At 57.8% G+C, this 24607-nt stretch carries 18 protein-coding genes and 1 tRNA gene; 9 read left to right on the top strand and 10 right to left on the bottom strand.

The genetic code is table 11. The features are described from left to right. Positions 1 to 12: 12 nt before the first annotated feature. On the top strand, positions 13 to 1602 hold the full coding sequence (locus DTL42_RS17050; RefSeq protein WP_114370146.1) for an aldehyde dehydrogenase family protein: 1590 nt from the start codon (positions 13 to 15) through the stop codon (positions 1600 to 1602). Positions 1603 to 2162: 560 nt separating this feature from the next. Here the strand turns inward: DTL42_RS17050 and DTL42_RS17045 are convergent. From DTL42_RS17045 to DTL42_RS17025, 4 genes are all read right to left on the bottom strand, one after another. Next, positions 2163 to 2236 (bottom strand) — tRNA-Val (locus tag DTL42_RS17045). Positions 2237 to 2525: 289 nt separating this feature from the next. Further along, positions 2526 to 6560 (bottom strand): PspA/IM30 family protein, encoded by a 4035-nt coding sequence (locus DTL42_RS17035; protein WP_114370141.1) that lies wholly within the window; start codon positions 6558 to 6560, stop codon positions 2526 to 2528. A gap of 42 nt (positions 6561 to 6602) precedes the next feature. After that, on the bottom strand, positions 6603 to 8234 hold the full coding sequence (locus tag DTL42_RS17030) for a serine/threonine-protein kinase (protein ID WP_114370138.1): 1632 nt from the start codon (positions 8232 to 8234) through the stop codon (positions 6603 to 6605). After that, a complete protein-coding gene (locus tag DTL42_RS17025; RefSeq protein WP_114370135.1) occupies positions 8231 to 8830 on the bottom strand; it encodes an RNA polymerase sigma factor in 600 nt (199 codons plus the stop codon). Before DTL42_RS17025 ends, DTL42_RS17030 begins: the two co-directional genes overlap by 4 nt. A 630-nt stretch (positions 8831 to 9460) precedes the next feature. Here DTL42_RS17025 and DTL42_RS17020 point away from each other — a divergent pair. The 7 genes from DTL42_RS17020 (at position 9461) to tnpA (ending at position 18205) form a co-directional block, all read left to right on the top strand. Continuing rightward, positions 9461 to 12424 carry a tetratricopeptide repeat protein gene (locus tag DTL42_RS17020; protein WP_114370133.1) on the top strand — a complete coding sequence of 988 codons (2964 nt, stop codon included), beginning with the start codon at positions 9461 to 9463 and terminating at the stop codon, positions 12422 to 12424. A 1-nt stretch (position 12425) separates the two neighbouring features. Continuing rightward, positions 12426 to 13319, top strand: a complete 894-nt coding sequence (locus DTL42_RS17015) for a MotA/TolQ/ExbB proton channel family protein (protein WP_234824247.1) — start codon at positions 12426 to 12428, stop codon at positions 13317 to 13319. A gap of 24 nt (positions 13320 to 13343) precedes the next feature. Continuing rightward, on the top strand, positions 13344 to 13763 hold the full coding sequence (locus DTL42_RS17010) for an ExbD/TolR family protein (RefSeq protein WP_114370129.1): 420 nt from the start codon (positions 13344 to 13346) through the stop codon (positions 13761 to 13763). A gap of 3 nt (positions 13764 to 13766) precedes the next feature. Beyond that, the gene (locus DTL42_RS17005; RefSeq protein ID WP_114370127.1) at positions 13767 to 15908 is read left to right on the top strand and encodes a prenyltransferase/squalene oxidase repeat-containing protein; all 2142 of its coding nucleotides are present in this window, start codon (positions 13767 to 13769) and stop codon (positions 15906 to 15908) included. Positions 15909 to 16119: 211 nt separating this feature from the next. Next, positions 16120 to 16332: a twin-arginine translocase TatA/TatE family subunit gene (gene tatA / locus DTL42_RS17000; protein ID WP_234824246.1), complete on the top strand. Its 213-nt coding sequence runs from the start codon at positions 16120 to 16122 to the stop codon at positions 16330 to 16332. A gap of 94 nt (positions 16333 to 16426) precedes the next feature. Further along, complete coding sequence (locus tag DTL42_RS16995) at positions 16427 to 16774, top strand: Sec-independent protein translocase subunit TatA/TatB (protein ID WP_234824245.1); 348 nt, start codon at positions 16427 to 16429, stop codon at positions 16772 to 16774. Between the two features lie 978 nt (positions 16775 to 17752). Then, complete coding sequence (gene tnpA / locus DTL42_RS16990; protein ID WP_114370125.1) at positions 17753 to 18205, top strand: IS200/IS605 family transposase; 453 nt, start codon at positions 17753 to 17755, stop codon at positions 18203 to 18205. A gap of 361 nt (positions 18206 to 18566) precedes the next feature. On the opposite strand, the gene DTL42_RS16985 is transcribed toward tnpA, so the two are convergent. The 4 genes from DTL42_RS16985 to DTL42_RS16970 form a co-directional block, all read right to left on the bottom strand. After that, on the bottom strand, positions 18567 to 19235 hold the full coding sequence (locus DTL42_RS16985) for a 3-keto-disaccharide hydrolase (protein WP_114370123.1): 669 nt from the start codon (positions 19233 to 19235) through the stop codon (positions 18567 to 18569). A gap of 258 nt (positions 19236 to 19493) precedes the next feature. Beyond that, on the bottom strand, positions 19494 to 19847 hold the full coding sequence (locus DTL42_RS16980; protein ID WP_114370121.1) for a DUF983 domain-containing protein: 354 nt from the start codon (positions 19845 to 19847) through the stop codon (positions 19494 to 19496). Between the two features lie 45 nt (positions 19848 to 19892). Further along, positions 19893 to 20078 (bottom strand): hypothetical protein, encoded by a 186-nt coding sequence (locus DTL42_RS16975; RefSeq protein ID WP_114370119.1) that lies wholly within the window; start codon positions 20076 to 20078, stop codon positions 19893 to 19895. Beyond that, entirely contained in the window at positions 20075 to 21853 is a 1779-nt protein-coding gene (locus tag DTL42_RS16970) for an NADPH-dependent assimilatory sulfite reductase hemoprotein subunit (RefSeq protein ID WP_114370476.1), read from the bottom strand. The genes DTL42_RS16975 and DTL42_RS16970 overlap by 4 nt, the downstream gene beginning before the upstream one ends. Positions 21854 to 22085: 232 nt before the next feature. Here DTL42_RS16970 and DTL42_RS16965 point away from each other — a divergent pair, with 232 nt between their 5' ends. Beyond that, positions 22086 to 23441 carry a PLP-dependent aminotransferase family protein gene (locus tag DTL42_RS16965; RefSeq protein WP_114370117.1) on the top strand — a complete coding sequence of 452 codons (1356 nt, stop codon included), beginning with the start codon at positions 22086 to 22088 and terminating at the stop codon, positions 23439 to 23441. Here the strand turns inward: DTL42_RS16965 and DTL42_RS16960 are convergent. Together DTL42_RS16960 and DTL42_RS16955 are read right to left on the bottom strand one after the other, a co-directional pair. After that, positions 23429 to 23866 carry an acetyltransferase gene (locus DTL42_RS16960; protein WP_114370115.1) on the bottom strand — a complete coding sequence of 146 codons (438 nt, stop codon included), beginning with the start codon at positions 23864 to 23866 and terminating at the stop codon, positions 23429 to 23431. The two genes, DTL42_RS16965 and DTL42_RS16960, sit on opposite strands and share 13 nt — an antisense overlap. A 54-nt stretch (positions 23867 to 23920) precedes the next feature. Next, positions 23921 to 24511 (bottom strand): hypothetical protein, encoded by a 591-nt coding sequence (locus DTL42_RS16955; protein WP_114370112.1) that lies wholly within the window; start codon positions 24509 to 24511, stop codon positions 23921 to 23923. Between the last annotated feature and the right edge of the window lie 96 nt (positions 24512 to 24607).

The following is a 24607-nucleotide window of genomic DNA, read 5'->3' as shown; positions in this document are numbered from 1 at the left end:
GGATTGACGAGAATGTCGAATACCGCTCCCATCTTGCTTAACGGTGAATGGAAGGCTGCTCAGCACAGCGAAACCTTTACCGCCCAAAACCCCATCACGCAGGAAGCACTGCCCGGCAGTTATCCTGTTAGTACCTGGGAAGATTGCGACGCCGCCCTGACCGCAGCAGCGGCGGCAGCCGACGAACTGGCCCCTACTTCTTCCGGCCAAATTGCTCAGTTCCTCCGACGATTCGCCGACCTGATGGAACAACATCGCGAATCACTCGGACAGTTGGCCAGCCGCGAAAGTGGTTTGCCCGCCGAACATCGTCTGGCAGGCCGCGAGATGGATCGCACGACCGATCAAATTCGCCAAGCTGCCGACGCTGCCGAGCAGCGCTCGTGGAAGCAAATCTCGATCGAAACCAAACGCGATCTCCGCTCGATGTTGGCCCCTATCGGCCCGGTTGCCATCTTCAGCCCGAACAACTTCCCGTTCTCTTGGAACACCCTCTCTGGCGGCGACTTCGCCTCGGCAATCGCGGCAGGCAATCCGGTCATTGCTATCGCTAACTCTGCCGCGCCCGGCACCACCCAAGCCCTCGCCGAGCTGGCGTTTCAAGCTGCGCAAGCAGCGGAACTCCCAGCCGCGATGGTTCAACTTTTGTATCGTTTGAACCACGAAGACGGCAAACGCCTGGTCGCAGATCCACGCCTCGGAGCGACCGCGTTCACCGGCAGCACAGCCGCCGGGCTCGCCCTGAAAGCTGCCGCCGACCAAGCCGGCAAGCCGATCTACGTTTCCCTTTCCAGCGTCAACCCGCTGGTCTTTCTCCCCGGGGCGATTCGCGAACATGGCGAGCAGTTGGTCAACCGCTACAGCAACGTCTGCCTGAAAGGAACGGGCCAGTTCTGCACCCAGCCGGGGTTGGCGATTGTGATCGATGGAGAGGCGTCTCAACGCTTCATCGCTGCCATCACCGCCAAGTTCAATGCAGCCACGCCAGGCACGCTCGGCTCGCAGAAGACGCTCGACAACCTCGTCCAACAGATTAACGTCCTCAAGCAGGCCGGGGGCAAAGTCATCAGCGACGCAGGCCAAGCCCCCGGCGCTGGCTTCAGCCACCCGAACACCTTGTTCCAAGTCAGCGGCGCCGACTTTCTGGCCTCGCCGCAAGCGCTGCAAACCGAAGCCTTCGGCAACACGGCGCTGTTCGTGGTGTGCCAAGACGTGGCGGAAGCGAAGTCGGTGATCGACGCGCTGCATGGCCAATTGGCTGGCGGCATCTACAGCAGCACCGATGGTTCCGACGCCGCAGCCTACAACGAACTCGCCCCGCGACTTCGCCGCAAAGTGGGCCGCTTCATGAACGACAAGATGCCCAACGGCATGCCGGTTAGCATCGGCATGGTCCACGGCGGCCCGTTCCCTGCCAGCGGGCACCCCGGTTTCACCTCGGTCGGCATCCCCCACGCCCTGCGCCGCTTCGCGATGCTCCAGTCCTACGACCAAGTTCGCCCAGCCCACCTGCCAGAAGAACTGAAAAACAAAAACCCAACCGGCAACCTCTGGCGCAACATCAACGGAACCTGGACCACCGCAGACATCCCCGCCGATTAACCCAACAATCGCGGCCCCTTTCCTTCAAGGCCCAACCCACACTTCCCCCGTAACGCGGCGCACCGCCAGGGGAAGCGTGGGCAAGGGGGCACATGCGGAAAGGTGAATTAGATGGAGGACCTCTCCGTCCAACCGTTGAACCTCAAACGATTTGAGGACCTAAGTCAGAAGCTCACTCTGGCACGTGATAACGTCGCACAAGGGCTAGAGAGGGTCGTTCCAGACGTGACGCGATGGATGATTCAAGACCGCTGGTTCAGGACGACATCGATCACGACACGAGCATCGCGACCAGTAACCCCTGGTGGAAATCGCTTGGCATTCGTCAACAGACGGAACGTTACCTACGGGCCAACCAAGCAACGGAATTAGCCAAAGAACAACCCGAACGAGCTGCCGCTGCCTCCCATCCCACTCAAACCACCAAAAGCGGCGCAGAATCCGGCGCAGTCGGGGCACGGTTTCCTCGTAAAACTCGCTGGGAGAACTGCCAGCGCATAAAAAACCCCGGAAAAACCGGGGTAAAGCGAACTATTGCGAATCTGTACAAAAGTCCACTATGGGCGATATTGGATTCGAACCAACGACCCCTGCCGTGTGAAGACAGTGCTCTAACCAACTGAGCTAATCGCCCGATATCTAAGTTGTTCGGTAGAAAGGAGTTGCCGCTTTAGGCTAAGTTTTTGGGCTAACGCGGTTTGTGCTGCTTTCGTGACGTAGTTTACCTCTCGAAACGCGTTTTTGAAAGCGGAGGTCTTTGAATTCCCCCCTTTCTCTTTTCCGGAAGGACGCGTGCTGCGGGGGAAGGTTCGTGGGTGGGGGGATTTCGACGACGACCAGGCCCAGGCCGGGCAGGCACGAAAAAGCCTCCAGTTCCGAGGAAGGGGAACTGGAGGCTGCGTTTTTGCCGTGCAGCGATTCGCTTAGAACGAGGGCACCGCTTGCGGTGGGCCTGGCTTCTTTTTGTGGGAAGAAGCAGCCGGAGGATTCGCTGGGGCGTTGGTTCGCTTGGGGCTTGGCCCTGGCATCTTTTCCTCCGGTAGCCAAAAGCTTGTACCAGGCTGAATAATCGTCAAGAGCCCCTGCGTAGAGGCAGGCTCAGCGGTTTGGAATTGAAAGCGAGGCAGCGAAGTCGACTGGTTACTGGCTGGCGTTGGCGGCACATAAACTTGGGGTGGTTGTCCATGTGTGCCCAAACCGGAATTCATTATTTGCGGGTACTGCGGAGGAGTAACATATAGCGATGGCGCGGCTTGCCTCGTTGCCTTGTTGTCGCTGTTGCCATTGCTACCATAGGGTGGCGAGAAGGTGGGGGAATAGGCTGGGCCTGGCTGGGGTGCCTCGTTCCACGGGAATGGGTTGCTGCCGGTTAGGTCTTCCACGCGGCGGGTGATGATCTGATCGGCGTGTTCTGCTCGCTTCTGCAGATGCTCGCGGCTGGCCTTTAGCTTGGCTTCGGCCTGGTCGAGTTGCTGGCGTTGTCTCTCCATGCGGTGCTCGAAGGCCTGCGTGACGACCGCACGCAGCTCTTCCGCCAAACGGTCTTCTTCCTCCGGCTTACCGGCGGCTTGCTTCACTCGCCGGGCCAACTCGGCAGCTTGCTGTTCCAACTGCCGGTACTCCGGATCGTGGTCGAACAATGCAATCGGAGGCTGATAAGTAGGCTGCCAGCCAGCGTAGCCTGGGCCAGGCAGTGTGCGACCACTAGGAAAAGCGGGCGCAGGGTACTTCCCGCTTGGCTGCTGATAGGTTGGCTGCCCAGGCAACGTCTGATTGTTTGGCTTCTCCCCGTTCAAAGCGTTCTTGAAGGATGCCACAGTCGGACTGGATAGAGAACGCCCGCCTTCGCCCCCTTCAGCCGCTTTTAGCAGTTCGTTCAGCTTCACTCCTTCTGCGGCTTTCATGCGGTTGATGAAATCTTGGTGCAGCTTGTTCACCACCTTGGGCATGAGAGTGCGATATTCTTCGTAAACCTTGTCGGAAACCATTAGGTCGAGCGAGCCTTCGTTATTCTCGGTGGCAGGATAGGCGACCACGCGATCGATGTCGGGGAGCTTGTCATCCTGGATCGCTTTAACGATTACCCGGGCGAGACTCTGCCGCCCCAGGTCGTCGAGATCTTGTATGCGGATCGACACCCATTGCTGCTGCGGCGAGACGACCACCAGATGTTCCTTGCCCACCAACGCCTCGGCGATGGCCTTTTCGTTCAGGCCGACGACTTGGCTGGAATTTCCGCGAACGTAGCCGCTGCCCCCTGTGGGACCGCCCCAGCGTCTACCCAATGCTTGAGGACTACGTTCAAAAGCAGGGCGTCGTTCGACTGCGGCCTTCATCTCTAACTCATCTGCGTTGGAGGTCGGTGGCTGGGACATCTCAGGCTCAAAGGTTTGCCCCATCAGTTCCCCCATTCGTTTATCAGCCAGCTCTTGCTTTCGCACATTAACTTGGAATTGCAAACGTGCGATGAGACCTGGCAGATATTTGCCATACTGTTCGTACCCTTCCCGCGAGAAGTGAATTCGCAGGGCGTTTGTCTTTTCGCTGATGCGAACTTCGACCGGCGTGGCTGGGGGATGAGGGTCCTTTTCGATTGCCCGCATAATCATTTCCCCTAACGACTGCCGTTCCGTGTCGGAGAAATCAGTGGTAGGGATGTTCTGACCGATCTTGCCATCGACAACCAATTCAACCCGCGTAAAACGTTCGAGGGCTGCGGCGATTGCCTTGACGTTGGCTTCGATCGGTTTTAGCTGAGGTGCTTCGTCGCTGATGGATTTACCATCCGCTGATGACGCTACGGTAGGGGCATCGAAGGAATCGGTTGTTTCGCTGGCAAGTTGAGAGACCGACGGTTGCTTGGCTTTCTCACCGGCCATTTGGTCCGGCAGACTACTACGTGATTGGGTCTTTGCTCGTTCGATCATCGGCCGCAGATCTTGCTCGAACTGGGCGTACTCTGCTTGGGAAAAGAGGATCCCCAAAGTTTTCTCCTTGGGACGATAACGAACGCTGACGCTTGTGTTGGGGTCCGTGCGATCGTATTTCATGGCCCGCAAAATCACCTGGCTCAACTGCTTGACAGCCGCGTCGTCTAACTGCGGCGTGGGTATCTCTTCCGTCACCTTGTCATCGACGACCACCCTCACGCTTAGACAATCCTTGATCAGCCTGGCAATCGCTTGCAGTTTACTTTCCGTGTCCTTGCCCCCAATGTCCTTAATCACAAATTCTTGGTTGGCGTGATTCTTGCCATCGACGACATCTTGCCTCTCGTTTTGGCTACTGTGGACCGATGGCTTTGTGGCAGGCAAGTCCGGGCGATCTCCGCTCGCCGGCACGTCGTCGGCCCCTGGGCCCATGGCATCGGGGGAATCGGTGGTGAAGCTGTCGGAGGCATTGAGAAGCTGATTTATTTTGACATCCACAATCTGATCGCGTCGCTCATGGACCTCATTCGCCAGACGTGCCCTCAGGGCCAGGAGCAAATTGGCATACTCTTTGACTCCTTCTGGGGAGAAGTGGATACACAAATATTGCTTGTTGTCTTTCTCGAAGATCATAATCTCCAAGGGAATTGCTGGCGGGTTGGGGGCTTGCTCGACGGCTCGAAAGATTGCCTGGCCCAATTGCTCGCGGGCCTGATCGTCGAATCCAGCGATGGAAAATTGGAATAAGTGCCGGTTTTCCTTCATCAACAGGACATCTTCTAACTGCTTGAGCGTTTTCACGATGGATGCATTCGTAACTTCGACCTCTTTCAACTCCACTTCCTGATGGAAGTACGTCGCGAGTCGATTTCCGTTACTTGATTTCTTCCCCGGAATCAGCACGAGTTCCGACGTCGATGGTTTCGCCTCGGAGGTCGGGGCTGCGGTACGGGATTCGGAAGGGGTAGCTGTGCCTGCAGCGATGCCCAGCAATTCTTCCACCCGGTTGCCCTGGCGTTCTTGCGATTGCTCTCTCAAGCGTTCAATCACGGTAGAGAGAAGCTTGCCGTACTCTTCGTAGCCTCGATTAGAAAAGTGGAGGTGCAGGCACTTGGCTGATGAGTTGTTTGAGCGCACTTCTTCAATGCGTTTTTTCGGCGGCTGGGGATCGCTTTCGATCGTCTTCTGGATAACCCGTCCCAGTTGCGCCAATGCTTCGTCATCCAAATCGTAGAGAGAGAGAGCCATCGCATTCCCGTTATCCTCGTTAATGAGGTACGCGTCGGAACAGGCTTGCAGGGACTTGGTGATCTCGCTGTCATTCACTGCGATGTTACTGAAGATCACCGCAACACGTTCGCCGTAGCTAGCCATGCCAGGGATAAAAGATTGCTGAGGTTCGCTCGTAGACGGGCCGTAACCACTTTGCTGCGGCACCGAGTGGTTGTTGCCATCAACTCCATAGCGTACTGACGCTCCGGGAGTGTTCGTTGTGCTGCTACCATAAGACCCGCCTGTGCTGGAAGATGGCGGCGGGGTGCCGGTACCCTTCGCCGATTGCGGCACCGAGAAGTTGTTGTAACCACCATAGCGTGCTGACGCACTTGGAATGGTTGTGGCGCTGCTACCGTAACCACTGGAAGATGGTGGCTGGGTGTCGGTACTCTTTGCCGGTTGCGGGACCGAGAAGTTCAAGGACGCACTTGGCACGGTTGCCGTCGCTGGGGTGTCCGCAGGAGCGACGGTTGCCGTGCCGCTGCTCTTGGGCGTGGCAGCAGAAATCGTCGTGGCAGATTTCACTTCGGCCGTGGGCTGCTCGGCTTTTTTCTCTTCGGTGACCTCCTCAACAGACGCCTCTACCACAGCCGGTTTCGTAGCGGCCGGTTTGTCGGGCTGTTCGGCGGTTTCGGCAACCGGGGGCACATCGGCAGTCGGCTTGGTTTCTTCTGGAACTTGGGCCCAGGCCGCCAGCGAGCCAACGGCTACCGCCGCGCCGCATGCGGTGATGAAGAGAGGCTTCCATTTCATACTTCGACTCCTCGGGGGTTGTGGCGGACGTCGTGCGTCGCGTTAAGGATTGTAACCGGGGGATTTGACAGTTGGGGCAGCCGAGCCCGAATTTTCAGACCAGACCGGTACCGGCGACACGGTTTCCCAAGTGGGCGCGGCCGGGGCGAATGGTTGCTGGGTTTGCTGATGAAGTTGCTCCGCTTCGCCCAGCAGCATCCCCGGCGAGAACTGCGGTGGCGGCTCCCACGAGAGGATTTCTTCCGGCACCAACTCCCCGTCAAGCGGCGAGATTTGCTGCGACTTCTGCGGTATCGAGAAACGGGGTGCCCACACCGGCTGCGGGGCGACAGCTTCTATGTTGGAATGGTTGGGGGTGTTCCTCTGCGGCGTGGACGGGGCCGTGGCTTCGGTGATTTCGCCGGGCGAATGCTGCGCAGGTTTCTCGCCGTACCGACCTTGCGAGGCGAGGCCAATGGTCACGAGCCCCAGCATCACCGTGGCGACCAGGCCGCCAATCGCGCGGCGGGAAAGTCGCCAGGTCGAACGCAGTTCACGCGGCAACGGAGCGTTCGGCGTCGTGGCGTGGGCCAAGCATTGCTGCAAGAGTTCCGCCACATGATGGGCCGAACCGTAGCGGCCTGACGATGTCTTATGCAATAAGCGATCGATCAAACAAGCCAGCCACGGGGGAACCTCAGGGTTGATCTCGCGGAGTGGTCGCGGCGGCTGATCGGTAATTTTACGTAGCACGCCGAAGGTGGTTTCCGCCCGGAAAGGAGGCCGCCCGGCACACACGGTGTATAAGACGCTGCCGAGGCTGAAGAGGTCGCTGCGATGATCGACGTACTCGCCGCGGGCCTGTTCCGGTGACATGAACTGCGGCGTGCCAGCGATGATGTTGGTGCGGGTAATCGAGGCGTCGTCGACCGCGCGGGCCAGGCCAAAGTCGGTGATCGTGACCCGCTCGATCCCATCTTCCAGCAAGATGTTCGAGGGCTTGATGTCGCGATGGACGAGCCCTTGATCGTGGGCGGCGGCCAGTCCTTCGGCGATCTGCCGGCCAATCCGCAGCACATCGACTAACGGGAGCGAACCTTCGTTATCGATCCGCTTTTGCAGCGTCGCGCCGCGAACGTACGGCATGACGAGGTAGGGGAGGGGAGAGTCGACCGAGACGGCATGAATGGCGATGACGTTAGGATGAATCACGGCGGCGGCCGCCTTCGCTTCGCGCTCGAACCGTTTACGGGCCGCAGCCGTGCTGGCCAAGTGAGGCGAAAGCACTTTGATGGCCACCGTGCGATCGAGCGAACGGTCGACACCTTTTAGCACGACCCCCATGCCGCCACTGCCGATCACGCCAGAAATCTCGTAGACGCCGATTCGCCCCAGCATGCCAGGGTCGTCAGTCGGGCCGAGTAGTTCCAACGTTTGCTGAATCGGCAACGCGTTGGGGGAAGTCGCATCAGGCGGATCGCCCACGAACGAGCTGCGCCACGGATCGTCTTGCAGAAAGGCGCTCGCCTCGCTCCAACTGTCGGCATCGGCGGCGGCTTGTTCTAGCTTGCGCTGGCAAGCGGTGCAGGCATCGAGGTGCGTCTCGATGACTTGTTCTTCCTGAGCCACGAGTTTCCCGCTGACCAGGGCATAAAGTTTTTCGTGCGAGCAGCAAGCGTTTTCCTGTGAATTCATGACAACTGCTCCTGAAGCTGGCGAACGACTTCCTTCATGCGAAACATGACCCGGCTGCGGGCCGTGTAAATGGCCCCCACCGATTTGCCCATCTGCTGGGCCGCCTCTTCGGGGCTCATGCCGTCGATGACGGTATGCTGAAATGCCTCCCACGTTTCGTGGCGAAAGTCGGCCTTCACGATCTCGGCGGAACGCAGATAAAGCTCGCGTCGCAGTTCGTAGTCGACCAGCGAACAGGTTTCGTCAATCACTTTCAATTGGTTCAACTGCAACTCGCCCGCCGAGCCCCCTACGGCTCGGTCGTGCGGACGCCGCGACAAAGCGTTGATGATGGCGTTCTTGGTAATCCGGCTCAGCCAATGGCTAAACTTCGACGAGGCATCTTTGCGTTCCCAGCGCTCGACCGAACCAGCCACCGCGATCAAAACCTGCTGAACGAGGTCTAACGCGTCGGCATGCTGCAGCCCACGAGCCAAAGCAATTCGAAAGATGACCGGCTGATAAACGGCCACAAATCGGTCCCAAGCCTCGCGATTGGCGGGATCTTGGACCAGTACCAGCAGGCTGTCTCGAGTTTCTGGGAAATCGCTGACCATGTTTCCTCCTACGGGACTAACACAGCCCCCGCCCTATTCTGTCAGAAATCTGAACCCAAAAGGAATGTTTTTATACCGGCGGCCGCGCGAAGGGAAAAAAACGGGCAGGAAGCGAAAGGGAATCACGTAGGGCAAGGGCTACGAAATGAAAAAACGAAGAATTGTCCATGAATTTCCTGGCAAGACAGACGTATTCGCCGAGAGGAAAGCGAAGCCGCCGCAGGCAGAAAATGAGAAGCGATGGGACACCAGCCGCCCACTTGGCGGGGAGTGCCAAGTGGACGGAACCGCAAGCTAACGGCTGGCCCTTCTCCAGAATGAGCCCATAGGTTTGGCTGGCCTGCTATCACTTTGCGGCTATCGTGCAACTGGGGCAGTTACGGGGGCGAAACAGGGCTCAAGGCTGCTAGCAGGCATGCCCTTTTCATGGGGTTCCGCGCAATTCGGCCAAGGCTGGGACAATTCAGGTAAACTCCGGGGTTCAGGCAGGACGATTTTTACCAACGAGTCAGGTTGGTCCCTGCGATTGTCGGGGGACCGCTATTCACCTGACTACGCCATCGTGGCTATCATCTGGCCGCGAAGCGATCTTATTTCTCAAGGATCGAGAATGCTGCTCGGGTTCAAGGAATGAAACCCCTTATCGAATATCGCCTACTGATTATCGTATTGCTGCTCTGCGGCTTCCAAGCTCGTACGGTCCTGGCTGATCGTGCGTCGGAGCAGTATCGTGTTTCGTCGTTCCATTATTCGCGTGGCGAATGGAAAGCGGCGATCGACGCGTTCGATCAGTTCTTGGCCGACAACCCTGATCATCCCCAAGTGGGATCGGTCCATTTTTACCGGGGCGAATGCCTGTTACAGCTGGGTCGTTACGACGAAGCGTTGCGAGCCCACACGCTGTTTCTCAGCAAAGCGGCCGGGCACCCTTTCACCGAACATTCCGAGTTCCGCATTGCCGAGTGCTACTTCCTGAGCAATCAGAAAGAAGCTGCCGCCAATGCGTTTGATCTGTTTCTGACCAAATATCCCGGCAGCAAGCTGGCCCCCCATGCCTATCCTTACCTGGCGGAAATCGCCGTCGAGGGAAAGAAGTGGGAAGATGCCATCCTGATGTACAGCAAAGCGGTCAAAGCGGCCGCCTCGCCGAATGTGGTGATCGAATCGCGGCTCGGCTTGGCTCGGGCTTACTCGCAGTTGCACCTCTGGAAAGAAGCGGGCCTCGCGTACGAACAGTTGCTGATCGACCTGAAAGAACAGGCCGACACCTATCCCACCGGCTCGATCGCCCTGGAAGCTGGCATCGCCGAATATCGCGGTGGCAACTATCGCCGCGGAGTCAGTCGATTTGAACTGGCCGCCCAGAATCAAACCGACCTGGCCCATCAAGCCAACTTCTGGATTGCGAAAACCTATTACCAGGTTCGCGATTGGAACAACGCACTTGCGCGGCTGAACCAATTAAAGACCGCCCAGGCGCTGCCAGAGTTCCAAGACGAAATTCACTATCTGATCGGCAAAACGTACCTCGAACAAGGCAAGTCGAACGAAGCGGTCGCCATGTTCCGCGAGCAGTTGGCAGCCTGGCCGCAGTCGAAATGGGCCGACGAAGCCCTGTATCAACTGTTGACGATCGCTTTGGAAAAAGACGACATGCCAGCGGCGACCGAAGCCTGGTCGCAGTTAGCGAAGCTGCCCACCGCAAGCCCTTTGACGGTGCGGGCTCAACTCACCTTGGCGACCACGCTACAGCGACACGGTAGCCACAGCGAAGCTTTGCAAGTTCTCTCGGCTGAGTTCCCGTCGGTTGACGTCGAGGCTGACAGTTCCCAACGAAAAATCTACCTGAAGGCGGTTTCGTTGTTCGCCACCCAGCGAGCCGACGAGGCCCGTCAATTACTGCTGCAAGAGGCAGGCAATCGCCAAGGAAGCTACGGCGGGCTGTCGCTTCTATTACTGGGAATGATTCAGAGCCAACAGCAAGATTGGGCTGCCGCAGCGGTCTCGTACGATCAATCGCTTGCCTTGCTGGAATCGACCGAGCATCGCAATATCGCTCAGCTCCGTCGTACCACCGCTTTGCTGCATGCCGAAAAGTTGGCCGATGCCAAGCAAGCTTGGAGCCAGGTTGATCGTAACGTGATTCCCGCCGATCAGTACCTGAACGAAGTGGCCCAGATCGCGAACACGGCCTATCGTGCCGGAGAAACCGCTTGGGCTCAACAGCTTTATCAACAGATGGCCACTGAAGGCAACCCGCCGCAAATCGTCGAGCAAGGCTTGGCTGGCTTGGCGTGGTGCCAATTGGCCTCGTCCGACGCCACCTCGGCATCCTCGGCGCTGGATGACCTGTTGGCGAAAAACCCCAGCAGCCCATTGGCCGTGGGGGCTTTGTATCAGCAAGCTCAGCAGTTGGAAACGACCGACCTCGACTTGGCGTTGGCCCGCTACGGTCAGCTGATCGAGCACCACCCAACCGACCGCCTGGCCTCGCATGCTCGGCTGCGAAGTGCGACGATTCTCGATCGCCTTGACCGAGACGCCGAAGCAGAAGCGATCTTGCTGAAGCTAACCACCGACGAAAATTCGGTGCTGCCAACCGAAGACATCTGGTATCGCCTGGCCTGGGTTCGACTCGACCAACAGAAGGTCGCCGAGGCGCTCGATGCCTTCGAGCAAATCCACCAGCATTTCCGCGAAAGCGACCTGTGGGAAGACTCGACCTACCGCTTGGCTGAAGCCGCTTTGAAAGCCGGCGACACCGACAAAGCCCGCAAGTACCTCAAGCAGTTACTGGAAAACAACGTCCGCGCTGCCGAGACGAAATCGAAGGTCGCGTTGTTTGGCCGCTATATGCTGGGCCAAGTCGAGATCCAAGCAGACAACTGGAGCGAAGCCATCCCGCTGATGGATCAAGTGGCCGCAGAAGCCGCAGACGAACCACTGCACAGCATGGCCGTTTTCTGGAGCGGCGAAGCTCGTTTCCGTTTAGAGCAATTCACCGCTGCCCGTACCAAGTTCGAGCAACTGCTAACCGACAACCTGGGACGCGAGCAGGAAAGCTTGCCGGTAGCCGAGATGCGGCTCGCTCAGATTCATGCCCACGAAGGAGATTGGGACAAAGCGTACGAACAAGCCCAGGCCATCGAACGCAAGTATCCCAACTTCCAGCAAGCCCACGAACTCGACTACTTGCTCGGCCGCTGCTTGGCTCGCCAAGGGGAATTTCAAGAGGCCCGTGCGGCCTATATGAAGGTGATTCAATCGCCGGTTGCTGCCGGCAGCGAAACGGCGGCGATGGCACAGTGGATGGTGGGCGAGACCTACTTCCATCAAAAGAATTACGACGCGGCCATCCGAGCTTACGTGAAGGTCGCGACCTCGCCGGAAGATTTCCCCAAGTGGAAAGCGGCGGCGCTGTTGCAAATTGGGAAGTGCCACGAGATTCAAGAGAACTGGGAGAAAGCGACCCAGTACTATACCGAGGTCAAAGCCGATCATGTCGATTCGCCCTTTGCCCCAGAGGCGGAAACGCGGCTGAGTGTTGTTCGTCAGCGAACCCAGCAGGCAGTACGAGAACCGACAAGGAAATAAGATGATTCACAATGGGGTAGAACGGATTCGAGCCTCACGTCTTGGCCGCGCGCTTCTGGGAAGCACGCTGCTATTGGTGATGGTTGGGATCTCGATAGGTGAAGTCCAAGCTCAACGCCCGCAAATCGTCGAGGCGGTCCCCACCAACGCCGAGCCGGCACCGCTGCCAAGCATGCCGGCCGTCGCCGAAGGGGATCCGATTCCGACCAAAAACCTGCTGCAGGTCTTTCGTGACGGCGGGTTGTTGATGTACCCGATCGGGCTTTGCTCGTTCATCTTGCTGGTGTTTGTCTTCGAGCGGGCCATCAGCCTCCGCCGAGGCCGCGTCATTCCGCGTCCGTTCGTCAAACGCTTCATCGAACAAGTCAAAGATGGTCGCATCGACCAAGACCAAGCCCTGGCCCTGTGCGAAGAGAATCAAAGCCCCGTGGCGGAAGTCTTTGCCGCAGCGGTTAAGAAATGGGGCCGCAGTTGCGTGGAAGTCGAACAAGCGATTCTCGACTCCGGCGAACGGGTGACTTCGCGACTGCGTCAGTACCTGCGGTTGTTCAACGGGATCAGCACCATTAGTCCTTTGCTGGGGCTGCTCGGCACGGTCCTAGGTATGATCAGCGCGTTCAATGCGATTGCAGCCAATGGCGAAGCGGCCAGTCAACGCGAGCTTTTAGCCAGCGGCATTAGCCAGGCCTTGCTAACGACGGCAGCCGGGCTGACGGTCGCCCTGCCGGCCCTGATTGCGTACCTTTTCTTCTCGGGACGGGTCGATCGATTAATCATCGAGATCGACGCCCATAGCCAGGAAGTGGTCAACGCGATCGCCTCGGACGGCTGGAAAGAAAAGAAGAAGTCCCCTTCACGTCGTACTTCGTCTCGCACCACCGCGAAAGCGGCCTAACCACGCCCACGGAAAGGCCGTGTCATGCCGCTAAAAACGCATCACGAAGACGCTCCGACGCTCAATCTGACGCCGATGATCGACATTTTGTTCTTGTTGATCATCTTCTTCATGGTTGGCTCGAAGTTCACCGAAATAGAAAAGGCGGTCGATCTCGACGTGCCACAAGTTAGCGATATGGGAGCCCTGACCGCCGCCCCAGAAAAGAAGGTGATCAACATCTTCCGCGATGGCCGCGTCATGCTCGGTACTCGCGAAGTCGATCTTAGCGACCTGCAAGCCGAACTGACCGCTTCGTTGGCCGAATACCAAGACTTAGGCGTGTTGGTACGCGGCGATAGCGATGTTCCCTTTCAGCAAGTCGCCACCGTGCTGACAACCGTTCGTCAGGCCGGCATTGCCGAGATGGCTATCTCGGTACGTTTAACCAACGAGCGGAGGTAGGCCATGCTAGGGGCAGATCTCGCGCTAATAGCCGACATGAGTCAGGTGACCTCGAAGATTGTGTGGGGCATCTTATGGGGTGGCCTCGCCCTGATCACGCTGTCGCTGTTGATCCTCATGCAAACGCGCTGGGGGCAGGCTCGCCCGGTTTCGAAGTGCGTGATCCTCTCGATCTTCGCCCACTTATTGCTGATGACCTATGCCCAGGTCACCAGCTTGTTTCAACCACCGATCGCGCATAACTCGGCACCGGTGAACATTCGTTTGAGTCAGGTCGAGTTTGAAGAGAACAACCAAAAGCACGCCCCGCGCGAAGTCAAACCGTGGGATCAACTGGCCATGTCGCCAGCGCCGGTTGAAGGGATGATGAAACCGCTCGACCGGCTCGATATGCCGCTGCCGATGCTGCCCGGTTCGGCCCTGCCAGAGCCAGAACTGCCTAACCCCGCCCAGCGCAACTGGGACATGCCGCAGTTGACCGAGCCGCCGCTGCCGACGCTCGAAACGGAGCCTAGCATCACCCCAACCGGCCCTCAGCCGGAACTGGAGCTGCCTCCGACGCCGCTCGAAGCCAAAACGATCGCGCCGCCAGCACCGACGCCGCAGAGAAATTTGGTGAACAATGCCCCCACCCCAGCGGCCATGCCACCACTAGAGCGGATCGCGCGCGACATGCCGCAGATCACCCCGCCCCCGCTGGCCACCGCCGCCCAGAACGAGCCTTCGCGCGACTTGCACATGCTGCGTGGCTCGCACCCACAGGCCGAGCAAGCCGACTTGCTGCAAGGGGAACGTGATCAGTTGACCGCCTCGACCAATCAACTGGAAGCGATGTCGCGCGGCTCGGCCACCACTTCGCCCACCAGTGCCGGGCAAGCAAGTGGCGGCCCTCACATGGCACTCGATGCGACCTTGGCTTCGCTGAAAGGGAACAAAATGCAGGAACTGTGGGCCAGTCGGATGGCCGCCCGCAACTTGCCGCTTCCCCGTGCCACGCGAACTCGGATGGATGCGCAGCCACTGCCGCTGATTATGCAGGCCCGCGTGGTGGAAGATCCTCAGGACTGGGTCGAGATGCTGGGTGGTTCGCCCGAGATTGAACCAGCGGTGAACTCGGCCCTCGACTGGCTGGCAGCGCAGCAAGAAGACGATGGCCGCTGGAACGCTACGCGTCATGGTGCCGGGCAAGAGAACATGGTCGCCGGTCACGATCGCCAAGGCGCCGGCAACAACGCCGACATGGGAATTACCGGCCTGGCCTTGCTGGCGTTTTTGGCCAAAGGGCACACCCACTTAGAAGGCAAACACCGGGTGACCGTGCAAAAGGCGCTCGAGTACCTGGTGAACCACCAAGCCCAAGATGGCTCGCTTAGCGGACAAGCCGGGCTGTACGCACGGATGTACTGCCACGCGATGGCCTTGCTGGCGATTAGCGAAGCGTACGCGATGACCAAAGACGAACGGATTCGCCCGTTCTTGGACCGGGGCTTGGCTTACACCGTGACGGCCCAGCATCCACGGATGGGCGGTTGGCGGTATCACCCTGGCGACCGAGGAGACATGAGCCAGTTCGGCTGGCAGGTACTCGCCCTGCATAGCGCGGCCCTTTCAGGCATCGAGATCGACACGACCACCCGTCAACTGATGACCCGCTTTCTCGATGATTCGTCCGCCGGCGGAAGCAAAGGTCTGGCCGCTTATCGCCCCGGCGAGAAGGCGACCCCCACGATGACCGCCGAAGCGCTCACCTGTCGTTTTTTCCTGGGGATCGAAGACAAACCAGAACAGATCAGCGAAGCGACCGATTTTCTGCTGCTCAACCAGCCCAGCGACGGCTGCGTCGACCTTTACTATGCCTATTACGGCACGCTGTCGATGTACCAGATGCAAGACGAGGCCTGGAAAAAGTGGGCCGATACGCTCCACCCCCGGTTGCTTTCCTCCCAAATTAAGGGGGGTGAATTAGCCGGAAGCTGGAATCCAGACTGCCATTGGGGCGGCTACGGGGGGCGGATCTATTCGACGGCAATGGCGACGCTTTCGCTGGAAGTCTATTTTCGCTACTTGCCTATTTACCGCGATGTATTGCCGGAAGAGCCGCATATAGCGGAAAAACCGGTACCTTCGATCTCGATTCCCCGTTGATCTCTGGGCAGCGATTTACTGAAACCCTTTGACAGATCGAGCGGGCTGCTTAGAATAAAGTGTCGGAATTCAATCTAAGACGTTCCGTTTTTTGTCTTGGGAACCGCACGAGTTTGGTTCTAGTTAGACCCACCCGGGTGCTGACTCGCTTTCGCCGACTTGTTTGCGTGTATTTTCAATGCTCCAACTTCGTTGAGTGTGAGGATATAGCATGATCGGTATGAACGATTTGGCACTGTTTGGTTTTATGGGCATCGGCACTCAGGAAATGGTTATTTTCCTGGTGATCTTGCTTCTGCTGTTCGGTTCGACAAAGCTTCCTAGCCTGATGCGCAGCATGGGGCAAAGCGTCAACGAATTCAAGCGTGGTATGAACGATAAGTCGGACGACGGCGATCACGAAAGCGAATCCCCCAAGGCATAGGCCGGGGCCGATTTCGCCGTTCATTACCTTCACTTGAGCAGTATCAGGCAGTCCTCGTTCTTGGGGCTGCCTTTGGGAGTGAAACATCGTCACCATGTTGCATGAACTAGGAACATCGCCGTTGATCTTTGGCTTTCTGCCGGGGGTCGGCATGCAAGAGCTGGCCGTCATCGGCGTGGTCGCCATCTTGCTGTTCGGCAAAAACCTGCCAGGCGTCGCCAAGACATTCGGGAAAACCTACGGCGACTTCAAACGGGGCTTGTCGGACATTCAAAGCGAATTCAACAACGCTACCCGCGACGTCGAAGGCTCGATCAACAACGGCTACAGCTCGAAAAGCACGCCAGCGAAGCTCGACGACTACGACGATTTCGAAGAAGCCTCGGCCCCCAAGTTCGAGCCCCCACCGCAATCTTCTTCTGAGAAGTCGGAGTTGAGCTAAGTCCGACTCGATAGATGGAATGATCTTCGAGTCTGACTACGGCCGCCCCGTTGGGGCTTGATTCCTGGTTGGGAAACTCTTTCCAGGGGCTTCCGCCCCTGGCTATTGACGGTCGCCCCTTTGGGGCTGACGGGCTTCGATTGGCGTTCATTACTTCAAGCGGTTGAGACGTTTGGAAACGCCTAGCTTTCTCGGACTTCCGCCCTTGGTTATTAACGGTTGCCTGTTTGGGGCTGACGAGTTGCGGATGGCGTTCATTGCTTCAAGCGATTGAGGCGTTGAAAACGACGAGCTTTCTCGGGCTTCCACCCTTGGTTATTAACGGTTGCCTGTTTGGGGCTGACGGGCTTCGGTTGACGTTCATTGCTTCAAGCGATTGAGACGTTTGGAAACGCCTAGCTTTCTCGGGCTTCCGCCCTTGGTTATTAACGGTTGCCTGTTTGGGGCTGACGGGCTTCGGTTGGCGTGATCTGCCTAGAGCATTTGCGGGCCTTGGGGACGCTTTTCAGGGACTTGCGACTCTGCAGCGGCAGCCCTTATCTTGCTAATCGCGATACTCCCAACCCACCACAACCCAGACGACCGTCTGAAGCTGGAACAACGAGCTGGAACAACGAGCTGGAACAACGAGCTGGAACAACTAGCTGGAACAACTAGCTGGAACAACTAGCTCGAACAACGAGCTCGAACAACTAGCTCGAACAACTAGCTCGAACAACTAGCTCGAATGACAAGCTCGAATGACAAGCTCGAATGACAAGCTCGAATGACAAGCTCGAATGACAAGCTCGAATGACAAGCTCGAATGACAAGCTCGAATGACAAGCTGGAATGACGAGCTAAGATCTTTCGCAAGAATTTCAACGACAAAACAGCCCCAAAGGGGCGACCGTTAATAGCCAGGGGCGGAAGCCCCTGGTAAGTTGGGCAAATCATCTTCCAGCCCCAACGGGGCGTTCGTAGCCAGGACCTCTTGCCATGCCCCAATCATTCGCTGGCGTCTACGTCCATCTCATCTTCAGCACCAAGAAGCGTCAACGTTGGATCGATGCGGCTTGGGCCCCTCGACTGCAAGAGTACCTGGGTGGGATACTCCGCGAACGGAAGTGCGAACTTTTAGCCGCTGGGGGCGTCGAGGATCATATTCATTTGCTCATCTCCCTTTCTCGCGAGATCACGTTGGCCGCGCTGGTACGCGATGTGAAATCGATCTCAAGCCATTGGGTCCACCAGTGCATAGCCGAGTCGCAAGAGTTTGCCTGGCAACAAGGGTACTCCGTCTTTTCCGTCAGCCAATCGGCGCTGGACGACGTGAAACGTTACATCGCCCAACAGGCCGAGCATCATCGCCAGCGATCGTTTCGCGATGAGTTGTTGATGTTTCTAGAGAAACATGGGATCCCGTTTGATGAACGTTATATGTGGGATTGATGACTACGGCCGCCCCGTTGGGGCTTGATTCCTGGGAACCTCTTACCAGGGGCTTCCGCCCCTGGCTATTGACGGTCGCCCCTTTGGGGCTGGCGGGTTTCGGTTGACGTTCATTGCTTCAAGCTATTGAGACGTTTGGAAACGAACTTTCTCGGGCTTCCGCCCCTGGCTATTGACGGTTGCCCCTTTGGGGCTGGCGGGTTTCGGATGGTGTTCATTCCGTCAAGTTCTTAAGGCGGTGATCGCATTGTGGTTTTGTTTTCATTGCGAGCGTATTTCTGCGCATGCTAAAGCCCTCGCTTTGGGGCGAGGGCTTTTTTTATCGGTGAATTTGGTGGGAACGATTGCCGGTGGCGTGGGTTTACTCGGCCTTCTTTTCGGGCAGTTCCTTGATTCGCAGGTTGCGGAATTCGACTTTGGCTCCGTGGCCGAGGAAGCCGATGTGACCTTCCTTACGCTCTAAGCCGGGGTGTTCCTGTTTGTCGAGCGTTGGGTTTTTGCGAATTTCGGCCAGGTCGGCGTCGAGGATCACGGTGCCGTTTAGCGTGACCTTGATGTGGTCGCCATCGGCAACGACTTCCTGGGTGTTCCACTCGCCAACCGGCTTTTGGAAACCACGCTTAGCGGCTGCCAAACCGTAGATCGAACCGTGGTACTGGTAAGGCGCCAGCTTGGCGTAAACTTCCGCCGAGTTATCCAAGATCTGCAGTTCGTAACCAACGTAGGCCGCATTCCCTTCCAGCGGAGCACGAATGGCCAAGCCGTTGTTGGCACCTGCTGGCAGTTTGAAATCGAAACGGAGGACGAAGTTGTCGTATTCCTTTTCGGTGTACAGGTTGCCGCCGGTGTGAGGATCGCAGACGATACAGCCATCTTCGACCTTATACCCCTTGGTGGCACCCACCCAACCGTCCAGCGTTTTACCATCGAAGATCGAGGTAAAGCCTTTTTCGGTTTCAGCCGCCGAAACCACGGCAGCCGAGCAGAGCATCAACGAGCCAACAACCAGGGAAGCCAACAACGTTCGCATAGTCACGTTCTCTAATCAGGTGTGAGAAAATAGAAAGGTAGGCAAGCGGGGAAAACCTATTGTGCGCGAGATATCACGTGGCGTCAAAGTGGTTTTGCCCGGTATTTTCCAGAGTCCCTAGAGTTTTGCCTGACACGACCCTACCTGTGAGCCCACCAAGTCCGTGAATCGCTTCCACAAGCATGCGAGCGTCTCACGATCTGCTCCTGTCGCTTAGGCGTTTGGCAGCCTTCACGAACATCGCTGAGTGGTCTCCGATCATGTCGCGCGGGGATCAAAATATTCGTCGAGGCCAAGCCACAAGCTGCGGGCCCAGGGGAAGAAGAGGAGGGGGAAGAGGATTCCGAAGCCGAAGCCGCACGCCAAGATGATTTCTCGGCTGTAGAGATTGGTGATGAAGAAGATCGGCATCGCGATGGCTGTTACGATGGTGGTGAGGGCTCCATTGAACAGCATCGGGCCGAGGAAGAAGCCTGATTCTCGCTCGAAGACGATCCCGCACGAGCGACAACGCTCTGGCCTGCCAAACCAGCCTCGCAGCACGTTGCCTTGCCCGCAGCAGGGGCACTTTAATCGTAAGCTGCGTGCCAGAATGGTGGTCAGTTGTGGCATACCGCGTCTCCTTCTATCCGATGTACGAAGTCCACTTGCAGCCAGCTAGGCGGACTTTCTGTTTCCATCCTGATCATATCGGACGAAGGCGAAATAGAGGAAGTAGACAATCAAAGCCGGGAAGCCTGCGATAAACAACGCGGTGACATAAAACACGCCAAATCCCAGCACCAACGTTATCAGCAGCCAGACGTACCAGGTATCTCTCCACAAACCTAAAACCGGATTCATGGTTTTCCTTTCCCGTTGATCTCTTGGTTGATAAGTTCCCACGCGTCCGCTTGTTGCTGGCAAGCTTCCAGCAGCGCCGCTTGCCCTAAACGAAAACAGAAGTCGCCGAGGCTTTCTTCCCCGTGGCGGTCGGCCTGGTAGGCGAGAAAGATCTTCGATAGCTGCGGCACGATCTCTGTTACCGAGACCATATCGCTCAAGACGTAGCCGAGGCGCGTTCCTAAGATTGTTCCCCCCACGTACAGCGTGTAGCGATCGACCGCTTTGCCGACCAAGGCAATGTCGGCCACATAAGGGCGAGCGCAGCCGTTGGGGCAACCGGTCATGCGAATGGTGAACTGGCTGGCATCCAATTTCAGGTGAGCCAACACCACCTCCAGTTCGTCCATCACCGAAGGCAAGCGGCGTTCCGCCTCGGTGATGGCCAGGCCGCATGTTGGCAACGCCACACAAGCCAGCGAAAGACGCCGCACGAGGCTGGTTTCTTCGGTGGTGCGGACCTGGTTGTTTCGCAGAATGGCCATAAACGGTTCTCGTTCTTCTGGGCGAATATCGCAGAAGATCAAGCTTTGATTAGCGGCCAGGCGAATCTCTTTTTGATGAAAAGTGGTCAGCTGACGCAGGGCGTTTTTCAGCTGCGTCGTCTTGCCGTCGCTGATGCGGCCGTTTTCGATATTCAAACCGTACGACCAAAGCCCATCCCCTTGCGGCTGCCAGCCCATGTGGTCGTCGATTTCAGTGATTTGCACATCGCGGCAATCGGCCAAAGCGAAACCGAGCACCGCTTCCACTGCCTGACGAAAGCGAGGCAGGCCCCAGTTGGCAATCAGGTACTTCATGCGAGCCACCTTGCGGTCGGCACGGTTGCCGTGATCGCGCTGCACGATCAAGACCGCCTTGGCGACATCGATGGCTTGCTCTGGCGTGCAGAACGCCATAGGCTGGGCCACCGCTGGGAAGGTGGCGGCGTTGCTGGGCGTGGCCCCCATGCCGCCGCCGACCACAACGTTGTAGCCGACGACCTGGTCGTGCTCGACCACGGCGATAAATCCCAGGTCTTGCGTGTAAACGTCGGCGCAGTTGTCGTCAGGCGAAACCACGGCGCACTTGAACTTACGGGGCAGATAGGTTGGCCCGTACAGCGGTTCGATCTCGGCTTGCTCAGGCTGCGAGGCCGTTTGCTCTGCGACCAAATGGCGATCGCCGGTCTGCTGATCGACGATCCACAGCTCGCGATAGGTGGTCGTCCGGGGGGCTAATGCTTCGGCCAGGTCGTTGGTGAGTTGTTCGATCTGGCGATGCACCGGCGTCGCTTTCTTCGCCGAACAGCACATCACGTTACGGTTCACATCGCCGCACGCAGCAAACGTGGAAAGGCCGAGCGAGTTGATTTTGACGATGGTCTTCTGCAGATCTTGCTTGACGATCCCATGCAGTTGAATCGTCTGCCGGGTGGTGATCTTCATGGTCGAATTGCCAAGCAGGTCGCAGATATCGAGGTGGGCGAGAAACTGCTCGGCGGTCAATCGGCCCCCTGGAATGCGGCAGCGGACCATCATCGAGTAGGCTTTGTCTTTGCCTTGCTTCCGCAGCGAAACCCGTGCGTCGCGGTCGTCTTGCTGATAAGTGCCGTGAAATTTCAGCAGTTGAAGGTTGTCTTTCCCAAACGTGCTGGCCTCGGAAACGAGATCGTCTTTGATGGTACCGGCCAGGAAGTGGCTTTCGGCTTTGATCTCTTCAACACGGTTGGGCCTGGCTTTCGGGGAAGATGTCATGGTCTTGTTTTCAGTGAGAGGCAGCGTCCGGTATTCAGGGGCAGGGTACGCGGGGAGCCCTTGAACGTTCAAGCGTGGGACGAAAAAATGAAAGCAATGCCGGCCTGACATGCTAAAATCCGATCAATTGCCCAGGCAATCATGCCCTCAATCTTTCAAACCCCCAAAGCGGCGGACGTCGTTTTACAAGAAGTTGCCGAGAGATCCTCGGTGACGACAAGCTGATTTCGCCATGCGCCGCACCGATTGGATTCCTCGAATTGAAGCCACCGACCTTCCTTTGTTTGAAGCGATCGCCCAGTCGATTGCCGAGGACATCGCCGAAGGGACGCTTTTGCCGGGCGATCATTTGCCCACCCAGCGGCAACTTGCCAAACGGTTGAATCTGGATGTCACCACAATCGCCCGCGGTTATGCCACGGCGGCCAGTTGCGGGCATGTAGAATCACGCGTCGGGTCTGGCACTTTTGTCCGCGCGGTGTCGTCCTCGGAGGCCACATCAGCGACGCGAACCGATGTCGTCGATCGCAGCATGAACCAGCCGCCTGATCTTCCGGTAGAGCTGCTGGAAGCGATGAAACGCTCGGCTGCGACCGCCCTGGAAGCGTTTCCGCAAATCTTGCGGTATCAGCCGGAAGGAGGCGATGCCCGCGACAAAGCGGCTGCTTTCAATTGGATGTCGCGCCGCGGGATTGTGGTCGAGAATCATTCGCTGCACATCACCACCGGAGCCCACGCCGCGCTCACCGCGATTCTTTCTGCCGAACTGGCCGCTGGCGGAGCGATTGCGTGCGATCAGCTGACCTACCCAGGCTTGTTTGGCATTGCCAGTTTGCTGGGACGAAAAGTTCAGGGGATACCTGCCGACCGCGAAGGGATGCTGCCTGATGCTCTGGCTCGCACGATCGAACAAAAAGGGGTGCGGGCGATCTACTTGAACCCAACGCTGCATAACCCGACCACTGCCACGATTCCGCTGCAGCGGCGGCTCGACTTGGTGAAAGTGGCCCGCCAGTTTGGGATTCCGATTATCGAAGACGACGCCTACGGTTTCTTGCCGGTCAAACCCCCTCCGGCTTTCGTGATGCTGGCCCCAGAGCAGACGTACTACGTGGGTGGACTGGCCAAATGTATGGCCCCTGGGTTACGAATCGCCAACTTGCTGGTGCCAATTGCCCGCAAGACCTTGGGCGTGTCCGAGCGATTGCGGGCCGTGTCGGTGATGGCCTCGCCAATTACCACCGCCATTGTCACCCAGTGGATCGAAAGTGGCTTGGCCGACAAGATCTTGGCTGGCATCCGCCACGAAACGCGTCGGCGCCGTAAGCTGCTGCTGCCGGCGATTCCCAAGGAAAAAGTCCAAACCGCCGAGCATTGTTTCCACGCTTGGGTCACTGCCCCGGAGACGACTTCGGCCAAACGGATGGTCGAAACGCTGCGAGGTTTCGGCATTGGCGCGGTCTCGGTCGAAGCTTTTCGCACCGACCCGATCTCGCCGAATGCGTTCCGCTTGTGCCTGGGTGGTGCTGTCTCGGTACCCACACTGGAACAAGCCCTGGCCTGGGTTACCGAGTGCTATCGCGCGTAACGCAGATGAATCAGCGGGTAGGGGCGACCTTGGCCGTCGACTTCCGAACGGCCGGTGGGCACGAAGCCTAGATGCGCGTAGAACGCGGCGGCGGCTTGGTTTTGCTCGTTGACGTCGGTCGTCAATTGCGGATGCTGCCGTAAGGCCTCGGCAACTAACGCCTTGCCAATGCCTCGCCCGTGCTGGTGAGGATCGATGAACAAGGCATCCATGTTGCCGTCTTGCACCAGCATGAAGCCCAGTGGGTTATCGTCCGTATCGACGGCGAGGGTCAGCGGTGCGGTGGCGAAGAAGCCGCGAACTTCCTGTTCGAGAGCGAGACGATCTTCAGCACGCAGAAAGTCGTGCGTGGCATCGACCGCCTGACACCAAATTTCAACGACACGCTCGACATCGCTAGGACGAGAAGGGCGAAGAGTGAACATGAAGGAACGTTGCTCCAAACTTCAGTAGGGTCCGCTGCGCGGGCCGAGAACCAGCTACTTACCGTAGCCGCGCCGACGATACTTGGTACCTTCAAGTCCGCTTCCTACAGCAAATCGGAAGATGCCGTAGATCAAGAGACCATAAACTGCCAAGACTCCGTTGAGCAGGCACCCCTGAATGAGTGTGGTTACGAGCGTTTGAAAGAATCCCACGATAGGAGCATCTATATCGAAGTTGGCATGGAATAAAAAACCGGTAACTGAAACCGCGAAAACACCGCACATTATATCGACAAAGAAACCAACCGGAAACAGAAGCGAAATCGCAATCCTGGTTCCGTAAGTAACCGCCAGAGTTATTTTGACATCACTACGCTGGCGGAGGGGATGGTTGCGTGTCGACACGTCCACCAGCGTATAACCAACCATGAAGATAAGCACGCCGGTTGCCATTCCCGCCTGGGAAGGCCACGTCGCTTCAGCCGCGATTATCCAACTAGGCGCCGCACTGATTCCGCAGATCAAGAACCACCGGATCGCTGCCTTGAGGGTGGCCACCCTCAAGGCTTCCTGCGACTTAACATCCGCGTCCTGCGAAACGGTTTCCGGCGACTGAAACGGATTTTCAGGTTCAGGCGTTGGCATCGTAGGTACGCGTATTCCTCGCAAGTCGCAAACGGTTCTGTAAGTTAGCGAGGACGACCAATGCCGAGCAGAAAGGTGTTATCCCCTGAAGGATGC

This window comes from Bremerella cremea (assembly GCF_003335505.1).
Classification (GTDB): domain Bacteria; phylum Planctomycetota; class Planctomycetia; order Pirellulales; family Pirellulaceae; genus Bremerella; species Bremerella cremea_A.
Note: the sequence above shows the minus strand (reverse complement) of the source record. Positions and strands in the feature narration are given on the sequence as shown.

What these genes read in the sequence shown, in the direction of transcription:
- DTL42_RS17010 (WP_114370129.1), top strand. Translation starts at nt 13,344, where the DNA reads ATGCCGCTAAAAACGCATCACGAAGACGCTCCGACGCTCAATCTGACG.
- DTL42_RS17015 (WP_234824247.1), top strand. Translation starts at nt 12,426, where the DNA reads ATGATTCACAATGGGGTAGAACGGATTCGAGCCTCACGTCTTGGCCGC.
- DTL42_RS17030 (WP_114370138.1), bottom strand. Translation starts at nt 8,234, where the DNA reads ATGAATTCACAGGAAAACGCTTGCTGCTCGCACGAAAAACTTTATGCC.
- tnpA (WP_114370125.1), top strand. Translation starts at nt 17,753, where the DNA reads ATGCCCCAATCATTCGCTGGCGTCTACGTCCATCTCATCTTCAGCACC.
- DTL42_RS16995 (WP_234824245.1), top strand. Translation starts at nt 16,427, where the DNA reads ATGTTGCATGAACTAGGAACATCGCCGTTGATCTTTGGCTTTCTGCCG.
- DTL42_RS16985 (WP_114370123.1), bottom strand. Translation starts at nt 19,235, where the DNA reads ATGCGAACGTTGTTGGCTTCCCTGGTTGTTGGCTCGTTGATGCTCTGC.
- DTL42_RS16965 (WP_114370117.1), top strand. Translation starts at nt 22,086, where the DNA reads ATGCGCCGCACCGATTGGATTCCTCGAATTGAAGCCACCGACCTTCCT.
- DTL42_RS16955 (WP_114370112.1), bottom strand. Translation starts at nt 24,511, where the DNA reads ATGCCAACGCCTGAACCTGAAAATCCGTTTCAGTCGCCGGAAACCGTT.
- DTL42_RS17025 (WP_114370135.1), bottom strand. Translation starts at nt 8,830, where the DNA reads ATGGTCAGCGATTTCCCAGAAACTCGAGACAGCCTGCTGGTACTGGTC.
- DTL42_RS17050 (WP_114370146.1), top strand. Translation starts at nt 13, where the DNA reads ATGTCGAATACCGCTCCCATCTTGCTTAACGGTGAATGGAAGGCTGCT.
- DTL42_RS17035 (WP_114370141.1), bottom strand. Translation starts at nt 6,560, where the DNA reads ATGAAATGGAAGCCTCTCTTCATCACCGCATGCGGCGCGGCGGTAGCC.
- DTL42_RS17020 (WP_114370133.1), top strand. Translation starts at nt 9,461, where the DNA reads ATGAAACCCCTTATCGAATATCGCCTACTGATTATCGTATTGCTGCTC.
- tatA (WP_234824246.1), top strand. Translation starts at nt 16,120, where the DNA reads ATGATCGGTATGAACGATTTGGCACTGTTTGGTTTTATGGGCATCGGC.
- DTL42_RS16960 (WP_114370115.1), bottom strand. Translation starts at nt 23,866, where the DNA reads ATGTTCACTCTTCGCCCTTCTCGTCCTAGCGATGTCGAGCGTGTCGTT.
- DTL42_RS17005 (WP_114370127.1), top strand. Translation starts at nt 13,767, where the DNA reads ATGCTAGGGGCAGATCTCGCGCTAATAGCCGACATGAGTCAGGTGACC.
- DTL42_RS16975 (WP_114370119.1), bottom strand. Translation starts at nt 20,078, where the DNA reads ATGAATCCGGTTTTAGGTTTGTGGAGAGATACCTGGTACGTCTGGCTG.
- DTL42_RS16980 (WP_114370121.1), bottom strand. Translation starts at nt 19,847, where the DNA reads ATGCCACAACTGACCACCATTCTGGCACGCAGCTTACGATTAAAGTGC.
- DTL42_RS16970 (WP_114370476.1), bottom strand. Translation starts at nt 21,853, where the DNA reads ATGACATCTTCCCCGAAAGCCAGGCCCAACCGTGTTGAAGAGATCAAA.